The organism is Ureibacillus aquaedulcis (genome assembly GCF_030418165.1).
Lineage (GTDB): Bacteria > Bacillota > Bacilli > Bacillales_A > Planococcaceae > Ureibacillus > Ureibacillus aquaedulcis.
In genome coordinates this window covers 68240-91277 of the sequence record NZ_JAUHTQ010000007.1, presented here as the reverse complement: position 1 = coordinate 91277, position 23038 = coordinate 68240, and the positions used below count along the sequence as shown (strand labels likewise).

Annotated in this window: 24 protein-coding genes and 1 other annotated feature; of the genes, 23 read left to right on the top strand and 1 reads right to left on the bottom strand. The window is 40.2% G+C overall.

The genetic code is table 11. The features are described 5' to 3' along the window. Positions 1 to 139 precede the first annotated feature (139 nt). From adh to QYB95_RS10960, 4 genes are all read left to right on the top strand, one after another. Positions 140 to 1660 carry an aldehyde dehydrogenase gene (adh, locus tag QYB95_RS10975; RefSeq protein WP_301138468.1) on the top strand — a complete coding sequence of 507 codons (1521 nt, stop codon included), beginning with the start codon at positions 140 to 142 and terminating at the stop codon, positions 1658 to 1660. Between the two features lie 23 nt (positions 1661 to 1683). After that, complete coding sequence (locus QYB95_RS10970; RefSeq protein WP_301138371.1) at positions 1684 to 2037, top strand: DUF779 domain-containing protein; 354 nt, start codon at positions 1684 to 1686, stop codon at positions 2035 to 2037. Between the two features lie 184 nt (positions 2038 to 2221). Beyond that, positions 2222 to 3193: a DUF4003 family protein gene (locus QYB95_RS10965; protein WP_301138370.1), complete on the top strand. Its 972-nt coding sequence runs from the start codon at positions 2222 to 2224 to the stop codon at positions 3191 to 3193. 89 nt (positions 3194 to 3282) lie between these two features. Continuing rightward, positions 3283 to 3789, top strand: a complete 507-nt coding sequence (locus tag QYB95_RS10960; RefSeq protein ID WP_301138369.1) for an acyl-CoA thioesterase — start codon at positions 3283 to 3285, stop codon at positions 3787 to 3789. An 80-nt stretch (positions 3790 to 3869) separates the two neighbouring features. Here the strand turns inward: QYB95_RS10960 and QYB95_RS10955 are convergent, their stop codons facing one another. Continuing rightward, positions 3870 to 5180 carry a globin-coupled sensor protein gene (locus QYB95_RS10955; RefSeq protein ID WP_301138368.1) on the bottom strand — a complete coding sequence of 437 codons (1311 nt, stop codon included), beginning with the start codon at positions 5178 to 5180 and terminating at the stop codon, positions 3870 to 3872. Between the two features lie 232 nt (positions 5181 to 5412). Here QYB95_RS10955 and QYB95_RS10950 point away from each other — a divergent pair, with 232 nt between their 5' ends. The 19 genes from QYB95_RS10950 (at position 5413) to nusG (ending at position 22948) form a co-directional block, all read left to right on the top strand. Then, a complete protein-coding gene (locus tag QYB95_RS10950) occupies positions 5413 to 5643 on the top strand; it encodes a hypothetical protein (protein WP_301138367.1) in 231 nt (76 codons plus the stop codon). Positions 5644 to 5784: 141 nt separating this feature from the next. Then, complete coding sequence (locus tag QYB95_RS10945; RefSeq protein ID WP_301138366.1) at positions 5785 to 6090, top strand: DUF4870 domain-containing protein; 306 nt, start codon at positions 5785 to 5787, stop codon at positions 6088 to 6090. A gap of 269 nt (positions 6091 to 6359) precedes the next feature. Then, positions 6360 to 6824 carry a CtsR family transcriptional regulator gene (locus QYB95_RS10940; RefSeq protein WP_301138365.1) on the top strand — a complete coding sequence of 155 codons (465 nt, stop codon included), beginning with the start codon at positions 6360 to 6362 and terminating at the stop codon, positions 6822 to 6824. A 72-nt stretch (positions 6825 to 6896) separates the two neighbouring features. Next, positions 6897 to 7451 (top strand): UvrB/UvrC motif-containing protein, encoded by a 555-nt coding sequence (locus QYB95_RS10935; RefSeq protein ID WP_301138364.1) that lies wholly within the window; start codon positions 6897 to 6899, stop codon positions 7449 to 7451. After that, positions 7448 to 8548: a protein-arginine kinase McsB gene (gene mcsB / locus QYB95_RS10930; protein WP_301138363.1), complete on the top strand. Its 1101-nt coding sequence runs from the start codon at positions 7448 to 7450 to the stop codon at positions 8546 to 8548. Before QYB95_RS10935 ends, mcsB begins: the two co-directional genes overlap by 4 nt. Continuing rightward, on the top strand, positions 8538 to 10982 hold the full coding sequence (locus QYB95_RS10925; RefSeq protein ID WP_301138362.1) for an ATP-dependent Clp protease ATP-binding subunit: 2445 nt from the start codon (positions 8538 to 8540) through the stop codon (positions 10980 to 10982). Before mcsB ends, QYB95_RS10925 begins: the two co-directional genes overlap by 11 nt. 434 nt (positions 10983 to 11416) lie before the next feature. Then, positions 11417 to 12793: a DNA repair protein RadA gene (gene radA / locus QYB95_RS10920; protein WP_301138361.1), complete on the top strand. Its 1377-nt coding sequence runs from the start codon at positions 11417 to 11419 to the stop codon at positions 12791 to 12793. A 217-nt stretch (positions 12794 to 13010) separates the two neighbouring features. Beyond that, positions 13011 to 14105 carry a PIN/TRAM domain-containing protein gene (locus QYB95_RS10915; RefSeq protein ID WP_301138360.1) on the top strand — a complete coding sequence of 365 codons (1095 nt, stop codon included), beginning with the start codon at positions 13011 to 13013 and terminating at the stop codon, positions 14103 to 14105. A 111-nt stretch (positions 14106 to 14216) separates the two neighbouring features. Beyond that, a complete protein-coding gene (ispD, locus tag QYB95_RS10910) occupies positions 14217 to 14900 on the top strand; it encodes a 2-C-methyl-D-erythritol 4-phosphate cytidylyltransferase (protein ID WP_301138359.1) in 684 nt (227 codons plus the stop codon). Between the two features lie 10 nt (positions 14901 to 14910). Next, complete coding sequence (gene ispF / locus QYB95_RS10905) at positions 14911 to 15387, top strand: 2-C-methyl-D-erythritol 2,4-cyclodiphosphate synthase (RefSeq protein ID WP_301138358.1); 477 nt, start codon at positions 14911 to 14913, stop codon at positions 15385 to 15387. 492 nt (positions 15388 to 15879) lie between these two features. Continuing rightward, complete coding sequence (gene gltX, locus QYB95_RS10900; protein ID WP_301138357.1) at positions 15880 to 17340, top strand: glutamate--tRNA ligase; 1461 nt, start codon at positions 15880 to 15882, stop codon at positions 17338 to 17340. 77 nt (positions 17341 to 17417) lie between these two features. Next, positions 17418 to 17651, top strand: a binding site (T-box leader). 109 nt (positions 17652 to 17760) lie between these two features. Further along, positions 17761 to 19164, top strand: a complete 1404-nt coding sequence (gene cysS, locus QYB95_RS10895; protein ID WP_301138356.1) for a cysteine--tRNA ligase — start codon at positions 17761 to 17763, stop codon at positions 19162 to 19164. 1 nt (position 19165) lies between these two features. Continuing rightward, positions 19166 to 19582, top strand: a complete 417-nt coding sequence (locus QYB95_RS10890) for a Mini-ribonuclease 3 (protein WP_301138355.1) — start codon at positions 19166 to 19168, stop codon at positions 19580 to 19582. Beyond that, positions 19582 to 20334 carry a 23S rRNA (guanosine(2251)-2'-O)-methyltransferase RlmB gene (gene rlmB, locus QYB95_RS10885; protein ID WP_301138354.1) on the top strand — a complete coding sequence of 251 codons (753 nt, stop codon included), beginning with the start codon at positions 19582 to 19584 and terminating at the stop codon, positions 20332 to 20334. The genes QYB95_RS10890 and rlmB overlap by 1 nt, the downstream gene beginning before the upstream one ends. Positions 20335 to 20342: 8 nt before the next feature. Continuing rightward, positions 20343 to 20855: an NYN domain-containing protein gene (locus QYB95_RS10880; protein WP_301138353.1), complete on the top strand. Its 513-nt coding sequence runs from the start codon at positions 20343 to 20345 to the stop codon at positions 20853 to 20855. Positions 20856 to 20927: 72 nt separating this feature from the next. Next, positions 20928 to 21575 (top strand): RNA polymerase sporulation sigma factor SigH, encoded by a 648-nt coding sequence (gene sigH / locus QYB95_RS10875; RefSeq protein ID WP_036200780.1) that lies wholly within the window; start codon positions 20928 to 20930, stop codon positions 21573 to 21575. 86 nt (positions 21576 to 21661) lie between these two features. Further along, complete coding sequence (rpmG, locus tag QYB95_RS10870) at positions 21662 to 21808, top strand: 50S ribosomal protein L33 (RefSeq protein ID WP_301138352.1); 147 nt, start codon at positions 21662 to 21664, stop codon at positions 21806 to 21808. 197 nt (positions 21809 to 22005) lie between these two features. Further along, complete coding sequence (gene secE, locus QYB95_RS10865) at positions 22006 to 22191, top strand: preprotein translocase subunit SecE (protein ID WP_301138351.1); 186 nt, start codon at positions 22006 to 22008, stop codon at positions 22189 to 22191. Positions 22192 to 22411: 220 nt separating this feature from the next. Further along, positions 22412 to 22948 (top strand): transcription termination/antitermination protein NusG, encoded by a 537-nt coding sequence (gene nusG / locus QYB95_RS10860; protein WP_301138467.1) that lies wholly within the window; start codon positions 22412 to 22414, stop codon positions 22946 to 22948. Positions 22949 to 23038: the final 90 nt, after the last annotated feature.

Here is a 23038-nt window from a genome sequence, read left to right as displayed (position 1 = left end):
TCATGAATTTTAGATATATTCTCGAATCTAAAAGAATATATATTACTAAATACCTTTTAAATTGGGGTAGTTCGGTGTGAAAAGGTATTGGAAGATTAATAGTTGAAAAGGGGAGACTATCATTATGTCAGTATTAACTATGGCTTATGCATTTCCAAACACAGAAGGCGCAGTAATTAATTTCAAAGATAAGTATGACAATTATATTGGCGGTAAATGGACACCACCTGTTAGAGGTCAATACTTTGAAAATGTGACACCTGTTACTGGAAAGGTATTTACAGAAGTTGCTCGTTCAACTGAAGAAGATATTGAATTGGCTTTGGACGCCGCACATGAAGCAAAAGAGGCTTGGGGTAAAACATCTGTTGCAGAACGTGCCATCATTTTAAATAAAATTGCTGATCGAATCGAAGAAAATTTGGAGAAGTTAGCAGTTGCTGAAACTTGGGAAAATGGGAAAGCGGTTCGCGAAACCTTAAATGCTGACTTACCACTTGCTATTGATCACTTCCGATATTTTGCAGGAGCAATCCGCGCACAAGAAGGTGGACTCAGCCAAATTGATAATGACACGGTTGCCTACCATTTCCACGAGCCGATCGGTGTAGTGGGACAAATCATTCCTTGGAATTTCCCTTTACTGATGGCAGTGTGGAAACTAGCGCCAGCACTGGCAGCTGGAAACTGTGTTGTGTTAAAGCCGGCAGAGCAAACACCAACTTCCATTATGGTACTTATGGAGTTGATTGAAGATTTACTGCCACCAGGTGTACTTAATATTGTAAATGGGTTTGGTTTAGAGGCTGGAAAACCGCTTGCTTCCAATCCACGCATCGGCAAAATTGCCTTTACAGGTGAAACAACAACGGGTCGCTTAATTATGCAATATGCATCCCAAAATATTATCCCTGTAACACTTGAATTAGGTGGGAAATCACCAAATATCTTCTTTGAAGATGTGATGGATGCAGACGATGAGTTTTTGGATAAAGCAATTGAAGGCTTTGTATTATTTGCTCTTAATCAAGGAGAAGTATGTACTTGCCCATCACGTGCATTAATTCAAGAATCGATTTACGATCGATTTATGGAGCGTGCATTAAAGCGTGTAGAAGCGATTAAAACTGGAAATCCACTAGATCCTACTACAATGATGGGGGCACAAGTTTCTTCGGAGCAAATGGAGAAGATCCTGTCTTATCTAGATATTGGTAAACAAGAAGGAGCAGAGGTACTGGCTGGTGGGGACCGTAATGCTTTAGAAGGTGACCTTTCGGATGGTTATTATATTCAGCCAACTGTATTTAAAGGTGACAACAGCATGCGGATCTTCCAAGAAGAGATCTTTGGTCCGGTACTGGCGGTAACAACATTCAAAACAAAAGAAGAAGCATTGGAAATTGCCAATGATACACTTTACGGATTAGGTGCGGGCGTTTGGACACGTGACATGAACACGGCTTACCGCTTTGGTCGCGGGATTGAGGCTGGACGTGTATGGACGAACTGCTACCACGCATACCCGGCACATGCAGCATTTGGTGGATACAAGATGTCTGGTGTAGGACGTGAAAATCACAAAATGATGCTGGAACACTATCAACAAACGAAAAACCTGCTTGTAAGCTACAATCCTAGCAAACTTGGATTCTTCTAATAAGTTAGTATAGGGGGAATCATGTGGTTGAACGTGTAACTGCTACTAATGACGCGCTTGAGTTGATCGATAGGTTAAAGGAGAAACACGGCCCGATTATGTTTCATCAATCTGGTGGCTGTTGTGATGGATCTTCGCCTATGTGTTACCCAGAGGGAGACTTAATCCTTGGGAATGCAGATTTCTTACTTGGTGAAATCGGCGGTGCTAAGTTCTATATGCACAAAAGCCAGTTTGAGTACTGGAAGCATACACAGCTAATTATTGATGTAGTAGAAGGCCGTGGGGGAATGTTTTCGTTAGAGGGAGTGGAAGGCAAGCGTTTCCTTACGCGCTCCCGAGCATTTACCCATGAAGAACTAGCATCCTTAAGCTAGCTGAAGGATGGCAGCTTTATGAGGTAGTTGAAAACGGAAGCAGTCTACCATTAGCTTAGATAGCGACTGAATAATCGAATCTTCAGGTACAGTGAAAAGCTTTTTGCCAGGTATTCTGGCGAAAGGCTTTTCTTTTTGAAACTATTTACTCCGGAGAGCGTAGAAAACTAAGGGAGTGAATTTTATGAACGATGAACAATTTATAGAGAAATTCCTGGATAATTATAACCGAATCTTTAATTACACCGGTGGCCATGATCTCCAGTTAATGCTTTCACTGGCATGTAAATATACATTGGCTAAACGGCAATTCAGTGGTGTTGCTTTGGAAAAAGTACTGGAACAGATTCAAAGCAATGGAGAAAAAGCTTTGCCGGTACAATTAGAATCCAAAACAAGTTATAAACTTGCCTATCATCTCCTTGGACAGGAGGATATGAACAAGGAGGTTCAAAGAATTATAGCGAATGATGCCACATTAGGAACGGTTAAGTTCAAAAAGTCGGCACATCGTATAATCGGTGCACTGTTTTTACAACAAAATGATTTAGAACATGCACAAAGAGCGAGAAGCTTGTTTGATGAAATGAACCGTAATCAACGCATCTTAACAACCAAAGAAGATCTTCCCTATGTTGTTTTTTTAACTAGGAATCCGAATGAGCAGCCAAAGAATCAAGCGGATACCATTATGCTTTACTATAGCACCTTGAGGAAAAACCACCTTACAATGGGCAACCACCTTCAAGCGTTGGCTCAAATCTTGACGCTCTATAGTTCAAATTATAATAAGTTATTGCTGGAGTATGTGGTGAAGCTAAGGGAGGAACTAATAGAACGGGGAGTAAAAGTTAAAAAACTCCATTATCCATACTTGGGGGTACTGGCTTTAGCCGCAACGGATGAGTCGAAAATGGATGATATCATTTCTTTATATAATCATTTGATGAAAGAGAAGATTTTCAGAAATGCAAAGGACTATACGTTAATTGTGGCAATTCAAAAAGTTGTCCAAGATGTACTTAAAGTTCAAGATCTAATTGATATTACTTCGCTAACCAATATAGTTGGACTGTTTGATCTTGTGGAATTTGTTTTTGATATTGGTCCCTTTTTTCCATCGGGAATTTCAGATGTATTCGATTTTTTTAATTAATAAGAGTGAGAACTACATAACAGTGATACAATAGCTTTAAGTCAGATATTATAATTTTCGTATCACCAGGGAAGTAGTGGAGGATCTAAATGACAAATGCAGTGCCGATAAGTTATTCTCGTTCTTTTCAGACACACCTTGTATTACCGCCGGATACCAATCACCATCACTCCATTTTCGGCGGAAAAGTATTAGCTTATATTGATGAGATTGCAGCTGTTACCTCTATGAAGCATGCCAAATCAGAGGTAGTTACTGCTTCATTTGATTCCGTTGATTTCATATCTCCTGCTTACGAAGGGGATATCCTGGAATTAGAGGCCCTAGTTACATCGACGGGCCACTCTTCAATGGAGGTCTACGTCCGTGTGATGGCGCGCAACATTAAGACGGGTGAACTAAAACTTACTACGGAATCATTTGTGACAATGGTGGCCGTTGATGAATCCGGAAGGCCGATTGAAGTGCCAAAAGTCTATCCTGAAACAGAGCGGGAGCGTCAGCTTTTTGAAACCGGGTCAACACGAAGGGAATTGCGTAGAGCCAAAAGGGAAAGTACACAGGTACGTAGGAGACTATTAGAAAACCTCGAATAAAAGAGAGAACCTTCCTAGATTTCGTTTTGAAATAAAGAAGGTTCTTTTTAATTGGTTTTTTATTCTGGCTTAGAAAGTTTCTATTCAGTTAACTCATGAATGACATGAAGCAATGAGTCTGAAGAAGATGATACTTGTGAGGCGCTATCCGTTAATTCAGTTATCAATTTGGAGATTTCTGTGATGTCTGTTGATGTACTGGTATATTGTTCCTTGATGCCGGAGACTGCTTTTGCAATAGAGTTAAAGGATTCTTCCAAACTCTTTTGCGTTTGTACACTTCTCTGTACTTGCATATCTACGTTATTGACCGAGGCAGTCATACTTTCAATATTTGACTCTGTTTCATGGATTAAATGAGAGACGTTTTGAACTGCACTTTTCGTTTCTTCGGCTAATTTACGTACTTCCTCTGCCACTACCGCAAAGCCCTTCCCATGCTCTCCGGCACGTGCTGCTTCGATTGATGCATTCAATGCCAATAAATTTGTTTGATCCGCAATACCGGTAACGAGTGCGACAATTTCGGAAATTTTTTGGGAAGATATACGCAAGTTGCCCATAGAATTTTCGAGCATATTCACACTTTCCAGGATGACGTGCATTAATTGAGTTTGGGTCTCCAATTGAGTTTTTCCGAGCTTTGATTTATCTTCTGTATCAGCTACAAAATCCAATCCTTGTTTTGTGGCAGATGCAATATTTCCGGATTGAGAAGAAATCCCGTATAAAGAGGCAGTCGTTTCTTGACTAATCGCGTTCAATTCCTCTGCAGTATTTTGAACCGTGGAAGTGATTGCATTTTTGACTGCTTCATCTTCCATACGAATGCGTTGCTGTTCAGCTTCGTAGGCCTGGATAACTAGCTGTTGTTCAAGATTAATAATTTTAGAGAAAGCATTGATGGCCTTTAGTGAATCGCTTTTTGAAATATCCAGCTCATTAATATAATGATTAAATGCGGTTGTTAAGGATTGGAACGAGCTTAAATACCACTCCGACTCCAAACCAATGCGGACATGAGTGGCTGCGATTGTATTTCTCTGTTTAATATAATCATCGTTGATCTTGCTTTCGAAAATTTCGGATAAATGTCTTGTCAACGTAGCCTTTAGTCGTTCAATTTTCGAATGCTGATTAATAATGCCCATTAGGTGATGGCTCTTCATCAGGACATCATAAAATTGATTGACCATTTCAGGAATAAATTGTTCCGTTAATGGCTTCAACTGTTTTAATATCGCCAAGTCTTCCTTTGTTAAATTGATTAGCTGAATTTGATTTTGCAACACTGGGTGATTCGATAAATTTAATTGAACATCATCTATGTATTTTTCTATTTCGAAATACTGCATATTTCGCCTTTGTGGGCTTTTTTTGAAAATGGACATTATATTCTCCGTTCTACTATTATATGGAATACTATTTTACATATATGATACATTAAACATATATATATATGTCAAAAAAGATGTGAGACTACTTTAGAAAATAGGATGCTGCAATTATTCCGTCTACCTCAATTTGTATTTTAGGTTTAACCCCTGTAAAATACGAGGTGTTCAGATAACAAGGAAAGAATACTGTGAAAATAGATTAATATAAAGTAAAGGAAGTTAAAGAATGGAGAAACGCAGATTTAAATTTGTTATTCCCTCAATGGTGATAGTAGCTGTGGGAGCGATATTAATGTTAAGAAATTATTTTCCGGAGGTTTCAACAAGGGATGGTGTATTGCTCGTAGTTATTGCCACTATTTTCTCAGGCTTCATTGCTTATATTCTATTCCCGCATGACAATGAAGAAAAGCCCGATCCGAAGCCAGTGGAACCGAAGAAAAAATCTTTTAAGTAATTAAGCCCGTCATTTTAGTACGGGTTTTTCTTTTGCCTTCATTTAATTGAACTAAAAAGGGAAATTTGAAACCATTTTTGGTTTTAACCGTAAACGTATTATACAAAAAAATAGTATGTTAAAAGAAAGGTTGATAGATAGATGGAAACGAAATGGGGAAAGGTAATTATTCATGCAAGTGCATTTTTTCTACCCGTTCTAGTACCAATTTTGTTCTTTTTATTAAGTAGTGAAGAGGAAATTAAACGGCTATCGATTCAAGCGTTATTGTTCCAAGCCGTGATGTGGGTATTAATTGTAATTTCAAGCTTCTTTAGCGCATTTTTAATTGGTATTCCGTTCTTGATTGTTTTCGCGATTATGACAGTTGTTGTGCCAATTATCGGTATTGTAAAGGCTTTAGTCAATGAAAAATGGAATTATCCGATCGTTGGTCGATGGGTATAAGGAATTTGTAAAAAATTAGGGTTTAGATTAAGTAAAGTAACATCATACTAAGAAATGAACCAAAAGTAATTATTTCATGCTTTTTGGGCTATTTCTTAATACAAAGTTTTTTTAATGGGTATGTAAAAGAGGTGGTCTCAATTTAAAGTGAGGCTGCCTCTTTTTATTTAAAATTAACCTGGGCATTTGATTTGCAATTTGGGTTTGATGTTTATATAATATAGTCAAAGATAGTCAAAGTCAGTAAGCGATTGGGGTGAGGAATAAAAATGAAAAATATATCGGACATCATTGAAGGTTATTTGAAACAAGTTATCGAATTAGGTGGTCAAGGACATATTGAAATCAAACGAAGTGAGTTGGCAGATAAGTTCCAGTGCGTCCCTTCCCAAATCAATTATGTAATCAATACAAGGTTCACTGTTGAAAGAGGTTATCTTGTTGAAAGTAAGCGGGGAGGCGGTGGATATATCCGGATCTTGCGTGTTAAAGCACACTCAAAACTTGATTTGCTAGAGGATATGATTAGTCAAATTCACCAGGGTGCAACACAGGCAATGGCAGAAGATATTATTTATCGTTTAATCGATGAACAAGTTATTTCAAAACGTGAAGCGAAACTGATGCTTGCTGCAATCGATAGGTCCACACTCCGATTAGAATTACCGATAAGAGATGAGTTAAGGGCCTATATACTAAATTCGATGCTAACCACATTGAAATATGATAAATAACTACAGAGCTTACCTTTAAAGCTCACGATAATTTTATATTTATTAATACATTTTTAAAAAAGGGGTGAGGTCATGATTTGTGAACACTGTCAAGAGCGGCAAGCAACCGTAACAGTTACACAAGTAGTTAATGGCCAAAAAAGCGAAAAACATTACTGTGAGGTATGTGCACAAAATTTTCATCCTTTTAATTTAGATTTTCATAAAGAAGAACAGATTCCCATTCATCAACTTGTTTCTAACTTATTTGGATTACCCGTTTGGAATAGCGGGACACAGGAAAAGGCACCATCAACAACTAAAAAAAGTGCTGAATGTCCGACTTGTGGATTCACGTTTCGTAAATTCTTGAATGAAGGGAAACTTGGCTGTCCACAATGTTATGAAACCTTTGGAAAACAACTGCCACTAGTTCTCTCAAAAATACAAGCAGGGACAACACATAGTGGGAAAGCCCCCGGTAAACTGAAATCTAATAACGAGTGGATCAAAAAGCAAATCGAGTCTACTCGTGAACAACTGCAACTAGCCATTCATGAGGAACGATTTGAAGATGCCGCAGAATTGCGTGACGAGATTCGGGAGATGGAGCGTAAGCTGGAACGTGGGGGTGTGGATGCGCCATGAATCTAGAACATTTCTTGAAAAGTGAGGCACCAGGCTGGATGGATGTAAAAGGACTTGAGACAGATATTGTCTTGAGTACGCGCATTCGATTGGCCAGAAACTTGAAGGGATATCGATTCCCTCTGAGCTTTACAGAAAATGAGGCACATCAAGTTGATGGAATGATTGAGGAAGCATTACAGTCCATTGAGAGTGATGCTCTAAAGTTTTCACATTTCACCGTAAAGGAAATGCCTGCTCTGCAACGGCAAGTGCTCGTTGAAAAACATTTGATCAGTCCGCTTTTAGCCAAAAAGGAGAAATCTGCTTCCGTTCATTTATCGAATGATGAAACAATAAGCATAATGGTTAACGAAGAAGATCACCTAAGGATTCAGTGCCTGGCACCGGGGCTCCAGCTTGCAGAAACCTATGCCAATGCCTTTAAACTGGATAGCAAGTTAGAAGAACATTTACCTTATGCATTTAATGAGTCATTTGGTTACCTAACAAGCTGCCCAACGAATGTTGGAACAGGACTCCGCGCATCAGTGATGATGCATTTACCGGCCCTGACGATGTCTAAGCAGATAAAAATTGTTACCCAGATGCTTGCGCGATTAGGAATGGTGGTAAGGGGTATATACGGAGAAGGCAGTGAAAATTTAGGAAATATTTATCAAATCTCCAATCAAGTAACTTTAGGCAAGTCGGAAGAGGAGATTTTAAAGGATTTGCAAGAGGTCGCGCTGCAAATTATCAAAAACGAACGCGGTGCTCGGGAGGCATTATTAAAAAATTCTCGAATAATATTAGAAGACCGCTTTAATCGTTCGTTAGGCACGCTGAAATATGCGCGGATCATGACGAGCGAAGAAGCTGCTGCTTGTCTATCCAATGTTCGGCTTGGAGTGGATATGGGCATCATTAGAGAAGTTCCGCTAAATGTCTTGAATGAATGCATGATTCTAATTCAACCGGGATTTGTACAGCAATATGCAGGTACAACCCTTCAAGCCGGCGAACGAGATATGTATAGAGCAAAACTGCTGCGTGAAAAGCTAAATTTGAATAATCACAAGTTAAATGATAAAGGAGAGGAAAGATATGATGTTTAACCGTTTTACTCAACGTGCACAAAAAGTACTGCAATTAGCACAAGAAGAAGCAATTCGCTGGAAACACGAGTCCATTGGGACAGAGCATATTTTACTTGGCCTTATTCGCGAAGGCGGTGGAATTGCAGCGAAAGCCTTGGAAGCAATCGATGTGAGCCCACAAATTATCGAATCTGGAATTGAAGAGCTGGTTGGAAAAGGTGCAAAGGATGTTGGTCCGATTGTTCACTATACTCCAAGAGCGAAAAAAGTCATTGAATTATCAGTGGACGAATCCAGAAAGCTTGGCCATGCCTATATCGGCACAGAGCATATCTTACTTGCTTTAATCCGTGAAGGTGAAGGAGTTGCAGCTCGTGTATTAGCAAACGCGGGTGTAAGCTTAAACAAGGCGCGCCAACAAGTTCTTTTATTGCTTGGGAACAATGATGCGGCTCAAAATGCGAGCAACCCTACTCAATCTGTTAACACGCCAACATTGGATGGCTTGGCTCGTGACCTAACAGCGATTGCTCGTGAAGGTTCCTTAGACCCTGTAATTGGACGCAGTAAAGAAATTACTCGTGTAATCGAGGTGCTTTCACGCCGTACAAAAAACAACCCTGTCTTGATTGGTGAGCCAGGTGTTGGTAAAACGGCAATTGCAGAAGGATTAGCACAGCAAATCGTAAACAATGAAGTACCTGAAACTCTGCGTGATAAACGCGTTATGACTTTGGATATGGGTACAGTTGTTGCAGGAACAAAATACCGTGGTGAGTTTGAAGATCGCTTGAAGAAAGTGATGGATGAAATTCGCCAGGCTGGTAATGTTATTCTATTCATTGACGAACTTCACACATTAATCGGTGCAGGTGGTGCAGAAGGAGCAATTGATGCTTCCAACATCCTAAAACCATCATTAGCTCGTGGAGAACTCCAATGTATTGGTGCAACAACATTAGATGAGTATCGTAAATACATTGAAAAAGATGCTGCTTTAGAGCGTCGTTTCCAACCAATTCAAGTAGATGAACCATCTGTTGATGAAACAATCCAGATCATTAATGGTTTACGTGACCGATATGAGGCGCATCATCGTGTGAAAATTACGGATGAAGCGGTTGAAGCGGCAGCGAAATTATCGGATCGCTACATTTCCGATCGTTTCCTACCGGATAAAGCGATTGACTTGATTGACGAAGCAGGCTCAAAAGTACGCTTGCGTTCATTCACGGTTCCACCAAATCTAAAAGCGTTAGAAGATAAATTGGAAGGTGTTCGCTCCGAGAAAAATGCGGCTGTCTCAAGCCAAGAGTTTGAAAAAGCGGCAGCATTAAGAGATACGGAACAAAAAATAAAAGATGAATTAGAGTCAACAAAGAAAACGTGGAAAGAGAAACAAGGAAAAGAAGAGTCTGAAGTGACTGTTGAAGACATCGCAATGGTAGTTTCAATGTGGACTGGAATTCCTGTTTCAAAAATCGCGCAAGAAGAATCAGCTAAACTTCTTAACCTTGAAGAGGAATTGCACAAACGCGTAGTTGGTCAAGGTGAAGCAGTAGAAGCGATTTCCCGTGCGATCCGCCGTGCTCGTGCTGGCCTAAAAGATCCAAAACGCCCAATCGGTTCATTCATCTTCCTGGGGCCAACCGGGGTTGGTAAAACAGAACTTGCCCGTGCACTTGCTGAGGTAATGTTCGGTGATGAGGACGCAATGATTCGTATCGATATGTCCGAGTACATGGAAAAACACTCAACTTCGCGTTTAGTGGGTTCACCACCGGGATATGTAGGGTTTGATGAAGGCGGCCAATTAACTGAAAAAGTTCGTCGCAAACCATACTCTGTTGTATTACTCGATGAAATCGAAAAAGCACATCCAGATGTGTTCAATATTTTGCTGCAGGTATTGGATGATGGCCGTTTAACAGATTCCAAAGGCCGTACTGTAGATTTCCGTAATACAGTCGTAATCATGACTTCAAACGTTGGGGCAGATGCACTGAAATACCAAAAATCCCTAGGATTTGGTGTAGCGAATACAGCATCGTCGAAGTACAAAGATATGAAGGGCACAATGCTTGAAGAGTTGAAAAAGGCATTCCGTCCGGAGTTCTTAAACCGAATCGATGAAATGATCGTGTTCCATTCACTTGAAAAAGATGATTTAAAACAAATCATCGCATTGATGGCCAAATCTTTAACAAACCGTCTAAGAGAGCAAAACATCGAGCTGGAGCTTACAGAAGCTGCGCTTGAGAAAATTGCCGACGAAGGATACGATCCGCAATATGGTGCACGTCCATTACGCCGTTCTCTGCAAAAACATGTTGAGGACCGTCTATCCGAGGAAGTTCTAAAAGGGACAATCAGCACAGGTCAAAGTGTCGTTATCGACTATGTGGACAATGAATTCATTGTACTGCCTAAAAGTACAGTGCTAACTAAATAATCATATAAAGCGGTTGGCTGATTTGTCGGTCAGCCGCTTTGTTTTTATAATGTGGATTGCAGCGAGTTAAATAGTACATATAAATTTCTGATAAAGAATTCTAATAGATATCCCATGATGAACGGTTTAGGGGGGCAACACAACGTTGGTCATGGGACTTGCAACAGGACGCCTAAGTTTTTTTCCGGGGTTATGTTAAGGCCCCACTCATAATAGTAAACCCTTCTGAAAATTCTGGACTATTTTGCTGCTTGCTTAGTAGGCTGCGTTTACTAAATTGGCCAATGATTCTGCATTTAAAATAGTTATCCCTATAGTCAAATTATAATTACTTTACAAGTTTTTTAAAATTAATCGACTGCTACTTATATTAGGAGGTTCACAGGGTTGTCATGTACAATTAACTAAAGAATAGAAATCAAAGGAGAGTCAGGATGGCAAAAAAGAAATCAAAGTTTTGTTGTAATTCATGTGGCTATGAATCTCCAAAATGGATGGGACGCTGCCCGGGTTGCGGGGGCTGGAATACCATGGTGGAAGAAGTGGAAGTCATCTCAAAGGGGCCCCGCGGTGCTTTCCAGCATTCCAATACGATCTCACAAAAAGCAACGCCTATTATTAATATCGAAACCTCGGATGAACCGCGAATTCCAACAGAAATGGATGAACTTAACCGCGTGCTAGGGGGAGGAATCGTTCCGGGTTCGCTCGTTTTAATTGGGGGAGATCCCGGGATTGGTAAATCGACTTTACTCATGCAAGTATCCGCCCTTTTGTCCAATAAAGGACATCGCATGTTGTACATATCCGGAGAAGAATCGATGCGCCAAACGAAACTTCGAGCTTCCCGTTTAGGCGTGCAATCACCGGAACTCTATATTTATTCCGAAACAAATCTGGAATTGATTAACCAAACAATCGAAGAAGTCGCACCGAAATTTGTTATTATCGACTCGATACAAACAATCCACCACCCGGAAGTGACAAGTGCTCCAGGAAGTGTTTCTCAAGTTCGTGAATGTACGGCAGAGTTAATGCGGATTGCGAAAACAAAAGGTATCGCTATTTTCCTGGTCGGCCACGTGACAAAAGAGGGGCAGATCGCTGGTCCTCGTTTATTGGAACATATGGTGGATACTGTTCTGTATTTCGAAGGAGAACGCCATCATACGTACCGAATTTTACGAAGTGTAAAAAACCGTTTTGGTTCAACAAATGAAATTGCCATTTTCGAAATGGTACAGGCTGGTTTAAAAGAAGTATCCAATCCATCTGAATTATTTTTAGAGGAGCGTTCCTATGATGCAGCAGGCTCTACCATTGTAGCCTCGATGGAAGGAACAAGACCTATACTGGTTGAAATTCAATCATTGGTAACTCCAACAAGTTTTAATTATCCGAAACGAATGTCTACAGGAGTAGACCAAAATCGCGTTCAGCTTTTAATGGCTGTGTTGGAAAAACGGATGGGACTGCTGCTGCAAGCCCAGGATGCCTATATCAAAGTAGCTGGTGGTGTAAAGCTTGATGAGCCTGCCATTGACTTGGCGGTTTTGACTTCCATTGTGTCCAGTTTTAAGGATCAGGCAGTCAAATCGACGGATTGCTTTATAGGGGAAGTCGGTTTAACAGGGGAAGTTCGTCGAGTATCAAGAATTGAGCAGCGAGTTCAGGAGGCGGCGCGACTAGGATTTAAACGTGCCTTTATCCCTGCTTCGAATCAAGGTGGATGGGATTATCCAAGCGGTATTCAAGTGGTTGGCATTGAAACGATAAATGAGGCATTAAGAGCTTGCTTTAACGATTTATAATGAGGGATATTGCCTAAAAAGTATCCAAGAACAGTGCCTATACAATCATTTTTGTTGTATGGGCATTTTTCCTTTTAATTTTGGGTAGAAATAGAACATATGTTATTTTATACGCCAAAGAATAATTTCCCTTAATTTTAAAATTAATGAAGTGTTTTTTAGCGAAAACAGTAGGTGAACTATGTATAATTGTTAATAAGAAAAGGAGGTGGGAAGTATGTTGAAAAGAGTAATACAAATTGCTTTCTTATTTATCGGAGGAGCGTTAGGTTTTGTTTTCTTACCGCCATTATACGAGTTTATTAATTTATCATCTAATCCCTGGCTTAACAATCCGTATGTATCGGTAGCATTAGGTGCAATTTTGTTATTTGTTTTATCATTTGCTTTATCAGATTATTTTGTAAAGCTAATTGTCTGGATGGAAGGTATATTATTTAAAATTCCGGCAGCAGACCTGTTATTTGGATCTCTTGGGCTAATTGTAGGTTTAATGGTTGCTTTTCTAATCGGATTTGCCATCGAACGAATTCAAATCCCCATCATTACTGAGTTTCTACCAATGATGCTATCCATTTTACTTGGATATCTAGGTTTCCGTGTAGGCTTTACAAAGCGCGAGGAACTAGGTCAAATGTTTTCAAAATCCCAAACATCGCAAAAGAAGAAGTCAATCGATTCGGCACCTTCTCAAACAGAGGAGAAGCAACTTTACAAGTTGTTGGATACGAGCGTCATTATTGACGGGCGAATTGCTGATATTTCATCTACAGGGTTTATTGAAGGGGTGCTGATTGTTCCCCAGTTTGTTCTAACGGAGCTTCAGCATATCGCCGATTCCTCGGATACGTTAAAGCGTACTCGTGGGCGTCGAGGGTTGGATATGTTGAAAAAACTGCAGGACGAACGTGTCACTACTGTACAAATTTCGGAAGAGGATTTTGAGGATGTACAAGAGGTTGATCTAAAGCTAGTACGCCTTGCGAAGAAAATGGGTGCCCAAATTTTAACGAACGATTTTAATTTGAATAAGGTTTGTGATCTCCATCATGTCCAAGTATTGAATATCAACGATTTGGCAAATGCCGTGAAGCCAGTTGTCATCCCTGGTGAAGATATGCAGGTAGTTGTTATAAAAGATGGAAAAGAACAAAATCAGGGTGTCGCCTATTTGGATGACGGCACGATGATTGTTGTAGAGGGCGGCCGGAGCTTTATTGGGCAAGCGATTACCGTAACGGTGACAAGTGTTCTGCAAACATCGGCCGGTCGCATGATATTTGCCAAACCCAAAGATGAGCAGGCAGCATAAAAGGATAGGGAAACACCAAAGCTTGCGCTCATTTTTGAGGTTAAAAAAATGAAGGATTAAAGCTGCCTATTATGAACAAAATGCGGTTTTTAAAGAGTGGGAAGTGAATTTGTGCAATATGAAGTAGTGCTCCCGGCAGCAGGAAGCGGAAAACGAATGGGAGCTGGTCAAAATAAATTATTTTTACAGCTTAATGAAAAGCCGATTCTAATCCATACATTAGAAGTTTTTCAAAGCGATGAAGATTGTACAGGGATTTGGCTTGCCGTAAAGCCTGAAGAGCGTGAATACATTCAAGGTTTGCTTGAGCGTTATCACATTACGAAAGTGAAGGGCCTGCCAAATGGCGGTCAAGAACGTCAGCATTCAGTCCAATCATGCATGAAAGCAATGCAGCAGGTTGAAATTGTGTTAGTGCATGATGCGGCAAGGCCATTTATAACAAAACCAATCATTTCACGTTTGGTAGGAGCAGCCCAGGAAAAGGGGGCTGCCATTGCAGGCGTTAGAGCAAAAGATACAATGAAAAAAGTACGAGATGGTGTAATCGTCGAAACGGTTGACCGGGAGAGTTTATGGATGATCCAAACACCGCAAGCCTTTCGTTTTAAATTGCTGCAGCAGGCAGAGAACCATGCGGAAGAGCAAGGTTTCCTGGGAACAGATGAAGCAATGCTTGTTGAACGCTTGGGACATCAGGTTCATATTGTGGAAAGTACTTATGAAAATGTAAAAATGACAACAAAAGAAGATTTGATATTTGGGGAAGCAATACTAAGGCAACGCAACAACTAGGAGGAGTATTATGTTTCGAGTAGGACAAGGTTTTGACGTACATGCATTCGCGGAGGATCGACCACTGATTATTGGTGGGATTGAAATTCCCCATGATAAGGGGCTTCTGGGACATTCGGATGCAGACGTGCTATTGCATACAGTAACAGATGCAGCATTGGGAGCAATTGGTGAGGGGGATATCGGTCATCATTTCCCTGATACAGACCCGGCATTCAAAGATGCAGATAGCGCAAAGTTGCTGGAGTATATTTGGAAGATCGTTGAGGAAAAGGGCTACGTACTAGGAAATGTGGATTGTACGATTATGGCACAGCGCCCTAAGATGGCCCCATATATTGAACCTATGCGTAATCGAATTGCCGAGCTTCTGAAAGCTGATCCATCTCAAGTAAATGTGAAAGCAACGACAACCGAGAAGTTGGGCTTCACAGGTCGTGAAGAAGGAATTGCAGCAATGGCGACGATTTTACTAATTAAGAAATAAATTATATTTTAGAGATTTTTGAGGATAAGGAGACTGAATAGGCTTCAAAGCATATGGTTATCGGCCATTCTCTGAATGTGCAAGTTAGCCGCTCGGAAACTTCGGTGCAGTCTTCAAGGACAGAGAGCGTCCTTTTGTCAACTCCGCCGCCGCACACGGATGTGCAAGTGCCGACAATGCCACACGACGTGGCGTTGTTGTCGGCCAGTTGTTGTCAGAGCTGGGCGAGCGTTCTCCACATTTCGTTATGTCTAGTTGCGCGGGCTAACCGCTCGGAAACTTTGGTGCTGCCTGCAAGGACAAAGAGCGTCCTTTTGTCAGCCCCTCCAGTTTCTTTCACGGCTGGGCGAGCCTTCTTCACATTTCGTGTCTCACTTTTCATTCTTATCCTTGAGTGGTAAAATGTACAAGGTTAACATGGGAAGAGTTTTAGATTCCGATTTCTCAATATATATAACAAACTTTTTGAACTAATAGTAGGAGGCAATTATTATGACGAAGGAAGTTCGCGTTCGTTATGCGCCAAGTCCAACAGGATTTTTACACATTGGTGGAGCACGTACGGCATTATTTAACTATTTATTTGCAAAACATCACAACGGTAAATTTATCGTTCGTATTGAGGATACAGATATTGAACGTAATGTAGAGGGTGGAGAAGCGTCTCAGCTTGATAACCTGCGTTGGTTAGGCATTACTCCTGATGAGTCGATTGATATCGGTGGACCGTACGCACCGTACCGCCAAATGGAACGTTTGGATGTTTATACGAAACATGCTGAAGAATTATTGGAGCGTGGAATTGCTTATAAATGTTTCTGTACATCTGAAGAGCTGGAAGCTTCACGTGAAGCTCAAAGAGCAAAAGGTGTAGCGGCACCTACTTATGATGGAAAATGCCGTCACTTAACAAAAGAAGAAGTTGCTGCAAAAGAAGCTGAAGGTATTCCATACACAATTCGTATGCGTGTACCGGAAAACACAACTTACCGCTTTACGGATCTAGTGCGTGGTGATGTAACATTCGAATCAAAGGATATTGGTGACTGGGTACTTGTAAAAGCGAACGGAATCCCGACATATAATTATGCCGTTGTTTTAGATGATCATTTTATGGACATTACTCATGTATTCCGTGGAGAAGAACATTTATCGAATACACCAAAACAAATGATGATTTTTGATGCCTTTGATTGGGAGTATCCACAATACGGTCATATGACATTGATCGTGAATGAGGACCACAAAAAGTTATCAAAACGTGATGAGTCAATCATTCAATTCGTTACACAATATAAAGAGCTTGGCTACTTGCCGGAAGCAATGTTTAACTTCTTTGCCCTTTTAGGTTGGTCGCCGGAAGGAGAAGAGGAAATCTTCACGAAAGAACAATTCATCGAAATCTTTGATGAAAAGCGTCTTTCGAAGTCACCATCCATGTTTGATAAAAATAAACTAACATGGATGAACAATCAATATATTAAAAAGCTGCCTTTAGAAAAAGTGGTTGAATTAACTTTACCTCACTTGCAGAAGGCCGGTTTACTTCCAGAGGAACTAAACGAAGAGCAACAAGCATGGGCAACAGCTTTAGTTGGCCTTTATCATAACCAAATGAGCTTTGGTGCAGAAATCGTGGAGCTATCAAGCTTATTCTTTACGGAAGAAATCGAATATGATGAAGAGGCGAAAGAAGTACTGGCTGGTGAACAAATTCCAGAAGTAATGACTTCCTTCAAAGGACAGCTGGAAGCACTTGAAAGCTTTGATGCACCTTCCATTAAAGCTGCTATTAAAGCGGTTCAAAAAGAGACAGGGCACAAGGGGAAAAACCTGTTCATGCCAATCCGTGTTGTAACAACAGGTCAAACACATGGACCGGAACTACCCGAAGCCATTGCCTTGATCGGGAAAGAAAAAGCGGTTGCCCGTATTGAAAAATACGTAAAGTAGGCATCTCAATTAATTGACTTTTGGTAAACCTATTGTAAAATGAAATTACTTTAAGTCGTAATTGTATGAATTCATAATTAAAAGCGTTGATAAGGAGAAGTACATAACTCATGCTGCAAAAGAGAGGGTCATCATCGGCTGAAAGTGACCTGGGCCACTGATTTATGGAAATGCACCTTTGAGCACTCAGCCGAAACTTCAGTAAGCGAGTCGAGTCGTCCGGCGTTAACGGACTTTCGAGCGGAAAGCATTTTATTTAAGTATTCAATGCTTTCAATCAGAGTGGAACCACGTATAATAGCGTCTCTGTCTTTTCATATGAAAAGATAGGGGCGTTTTTTTATTTAAATTTGCTTCGAATTTATTTTAGTAAAAACAATCTAAAAAGGCTTTAAGAAGCTATCAAAAGGAGAGAGTAAAATGGCAATTCAAATATTTAATTCCTTGACGAGACAAAAGGAACCATTTGTCCCGCTTGAAGAAGGAAAAGTAAAAATGTATGTATGCGGCCCGACTGTATATAACTTTATCCATATCGGGAATGCACGCCCGGTTATTGTCTATGATACAGTTCGCCGCTACTTCCAATATAAAGGCTATGATGTAAAATACGTTTCAAACTTTACAGATGTGGACGACAAAATCATCAAAGCGGCAAATGAATTGGGTGAGGATGTTTTCGAGCTAACAAATCGGTTTATCGACGCGTATTTTGAGGATATTACCGCTCTTGGCTGCAAAAAGGCAGACGTACATCCCCGTGTAACAAACCATATGCAAGATATTATTGATTTTATCGGTGTATTAATCGAAAAAGGATATGCGTACGAATCACAGGGAGATGTGTATTACCGCACTCGTAAATTTGATGGATATGGGAAATTATCGCATCAGCCGATTGATGACTTAAAAGTGGGTGCCCGTATTGAAGCTGGTGAGAAAAAAGAGGATCCCCTGGATTTCGCTCTTTGGAAAGCTGCAAAACCAGGCGAGATCAAGTGGGAAAGTCCTTTCGGTGAAGGACGCCCAGGATGGCATATTGAATGCTCGGTAATGGCACGAGAACATTTGGGTGATACAATCGATATCCATGCTGGAGGGCAGGATTTAACGTTCCCTCACCACGAAAATGAAATTGCCCAATCGGAAGCCTATACAGGAAAAGAATTTGCGCGTTACTGGATGCACAATGGGTATATTAATATTGATAATGAGAAGATGTCGAAATCACTTGGGAACTTCGTGTTAGTAAACGATATCCGCCAACAGATCGACCCGCAAGTATTGCGATTCTTTATGCTATCTGTACATTATCGTCATCCGATTAACTTTGCGCAAGATTTAGTCGAGTCTGCTCAGGCAGGATTAGAAAGACTGCGTACTGCTTATTCTAATATTCAGTACCGATTAACAGCTTCGACGAACCTATCTAGTAACGGTGAAGAATATTTGAATAAAATCCTTGAAGTGAAAAAGGAATTTGAAATTACGATGGACGACGATTTCAATACGGCCAATTCAATCTCTACTTTGTTTGAACTGGCGCGTATTGCAAATACTTACCTAAATGAAGCAAATACAGAAGAGCATGTATTGAAAGAGTTTATAGAAACGTTCGATGCACTTGGTGACGTCCTGGGCATTAAATTCGTAGTGGAAAATGAATTGCTGGACGAGGAAATTGAAGTATTAATCGAAGAACGCAACATGGCGCGCAAAAATCGCGATTTTGCTCGTTCAGATGAAATTCGTGACCAACTTTTGAATATGAATATTATTTTGGAAGATACACGTCAAGGTACACGTTGGAAACGGGGTTTATAAGATGATGCAACTCCGTATAGAAGATGTAAAACAACTAAACGCGCTAGCGTTGGCTTATATGGGAGATGCTGTTCTCGAACAAAAGGTTCGGGAGCATCTCCTCTTAAATGGACGAGCAAAGCCGAATCGGCTACATAAAGAAGCGACAAATTATGTATCAGCCAAAGCTCAATCTATGATTATCCATCGCTTAATGGATGAAGATTATTTAACAGAAGAAGAGGTTGCAGTCTTCAAAAGAGGACGCAATGCAAAATCGGGTTCGGTTCCAAAAAATACAGATGTACAAACCTATCGAAACAGTTCTGGATTTGAAGCGGTTTTAGGTAGTCTCTATCTTACAAAGCAATATGAACGAGTCAATGAAATAATCGAATATGCAATAATAATAGTTGAGCAATCAAAGGGGGCTTCGTAATGACTGAACACAATAATGAAATGATTGCTGGAAAAAACCCGGTGCTTGAAGCACTGCGTTCCGGAAGGGAAATCAATAAGCTTTGGATAGCTGAAGGCGTAAAGAAGACCGGCGTTAACGAGTTATTGGACTTAGCCCGTGAGCGGGGAATACTTGTGCAGTTTGTTCCTAAAAAAAAGGTAGATCAATTATCTAGCGAAAACCATCAAGGGATTGTCGCTTCAGTTGCAGCATATAAGTACGCAGAGTTGGCTGATTTATTTGAGGCGGCGAAGGCAAAAAACGAAGATCCATTTTTCCTTATCCTTGATGAACTTGAAGATCCCCATAACCTAGGTTCTATTATGCGAACAGCGGATGCAATTGGTGTTCATGGCATCATTATTCCGAAAAGACGTGCGGTGGGATTAACAGCGGTTGTTGCAAAAGCCTCTACAGGTGCAATCGAACATGTGCCGGTTGTTCGAGTAACAAATCTGGCGCAAACGGTCGATGAATTGAAAGACAACGGTGTGTGGATTGCCGGGACCGACGCAAAAGGCTCAGCCGATTATCGTAAAATGGATGCAACCTTGCCATTGGCAGTAATTATCGGCAGTGAGGGCCGCGGTATGAGTAGATTATTAAAAGATAAATGCGACTTTTTGTATCACTTGCCAATGATTGGACATGTAAATTCATTAAATGCCTCAGTAGCTGCTGCCCTTTTAATGTATGAAGTTTACCGCAAACGCCAAGAGAAGAATGGTTAAGTTGTATCATGCAAACAATTTTAATTGTTGACGGCTACAATATGATTGGGGCATGGAAGGAATTGCGCCCTCTCCGAGATACAAATTTTGAAGAAGCACGCAATCGCTTGCTGGAACTCATGGCAGAATACAAAGCTGCCATGGGGGGGCGAGTGATTGTTGTGTTTGATGCCCACCTGGTTCCTGGAGTGCAACAAACCTATGTACAAAGCGCGGTTGAAATCATTTATACTAGAAAAAACGAAACAGCCGATGAACGAATCGAAAAACTGACAAATGAGTTAAAGGGACGCAAAATACAAATCTATGTAGCTACTTCCGATATGACAGAGCAAAACGTCATTTTCGGAAATGGTGCCCTTCGCAAGTCGGCGAGGGAACTAGAAATCGAAATGGAAATTATTAAATCGAATATCACGCAAACAGTTAAAACAACCCATGAAGAAAAACCGAAATCTAGGATTCAATTATCGAAAGAAGTAGAGCTAGCTTTTGAGAAATGGAGAAGAGGTTTAAAATAACTAGGTTGACCTATATTTTCCAGTTCCGTTATACTATTCCTAACACTATACGAACGTTCTGGGGTGATGCCGATGCTAAAAGAGAGTCAAACACAAGTGTTGCAACGATTTGAAGACCTTTCAGATGAACAGCTTATTGAAGAAGTACATCATGGGAATACAGAGGCGTTAGATTACTTAATTACGAAATATCGACTGTTTGTCAAAGCGAAGGCGCGCTCCTATTTTTTGATTGGAGCAGATAAGGAAGATATCATTCAAGAAGGAATGATAGGTTTATATAAATCGATAAGAGATTTTAAGGGGGACAAGCTGTCCTCTTTCAGAGCGTTTGCGGAGCTTTGTATTACACGTCAAATTATTACTGCAATTAAAACAGCGACGCGTCAAAAGCATATCCCGCTTAATTCCTATGTTTCTCTTGATAAACCAATCTATGATGAAGAATCTGATAGAACATTAATGGATGTCATCATTAGTTCAGAGTCGGAGGACCCGGTACATTTAATGATCAATCGGGAGGAATATTCTCATCTCGAAGAAAAAATAGGCGAAATTTTGAGTGAGCTGGAACAACAAGTTCTAGCCTTATACTTAGATGGACAATCCTATAATGAGATTTCCGAAGAATTGAATCGTCACGTCAAGTCGATTGATAATGCTCTCCAACGTGTAAAACGGAAGCTTGAGCGTCACCTGGAAATAGGTGAGCAGAGCTAGAGCAAAACTATGCCCTTATTGACAGCAATAGGTTTAGGTGTTAGTCTTTAAAAGACAAAATGCAAAAAATAGGTGAATTCTCAAAAATGCCAAAAAAAATTGTTTTATGTTGTGAAAAATGTGGTTCCCGAAACTATTCAGTTCCTGAAAGAGCCAGTGCAAATGAACGCCTCGAATTGAAAAAGTTTTGTTCACATTGCAATGAACATACGGTGCATAAGCAAACTCGATAATGCTACTTCCAATGAATACGAATCGTTCTATAACTCTATACGTATTCAAACTGCAAAATTGAAGTTATACGTGGATGTTGCGAAGTTTATCGAATGTATTCAAAAATTTTCGGCGAACAATTACCGCCATTTCGCATTTGATTTAGTAAATTAGATTGAAACATAGAATAGATGATTTGTTCGGAGGTTAAGCTAGAATGGGCAAGATTAAACAGTTTCTATCAGATGTAATGTCTGAAATGAGGAAGACAAGCTGGCCAAAAAGTAAAGAGCTTACAAAATATACAGTTGTCGTAGTTTCAACAGTAATTGTTATGGCTATCTTTTTTGTGCTGGTTGACTTAGGTGTTTCGGAACTATTCCGCTGGTATATCGATTTATAAATTGAATTGTTAATATTTTGAAAATGGCCCGTCTTTGAATGTTAACGGGTTTTTTTCATTTGTTTTAGGTTTATATTAAACAAAAAATACGCTCTACCGCCAAAAGCATGAGGGATATATTATATAATGATTCAACTAAATTTCTTTAGTATTTATATAAAAGCTCACTAGGACGTATGTGATGATAAAGGAGGGACGGACATTTAGTCCGGCAAACGATATGGAAAAAAGATGGTATGTAGTTCATACTTATTCAGGTTATGAAAATCGTGTGAAAGCAAATCTTGAAAAACGTGTTGAAACAATGGGGATGCAGGATAATATCTTCCGCGTAATTGTTCCAGAACACGAAGAAACAGATCTAAAAGACGGTAAAAAGAAAACGGTAATGCGTAAAGTTTTCCCTGGTTACGTTTTAGTGGAAATGATCTTGACTGATGAGTCGTGGTATGTTGTGCGTAACACGCCGGGTGTGACAGGATTTATCGGTTCTTCGGGCGGTGGGGCAAAACCAACACCTCTATTACCTGAAGAGGTGGATCGTTTGCTGCGTCAAATGGGTATTTCGAAAAAAACAGTTGGCGAATTGGATATAACTGTCGGCGAAGTAGTCGAAGTACTGGAAGGACCGTTTGCTCATTTCCAAGGTAAAGTAGAAGAAATCGATGTAGACAAAGGAAAAGTTAAAGTTAGTGTCGATATGTTCGGCCGCGAAACAAAGATGGAACTTGACTTTGAACAAATTCAAAAATTATAGTGCTTGTGCACGTTAAGTAATTTTCAATAAGATTATACTTGCTTATATAAATTAAAAGTGGTATCATTTCATAGGTCAGACTGTCCAAGG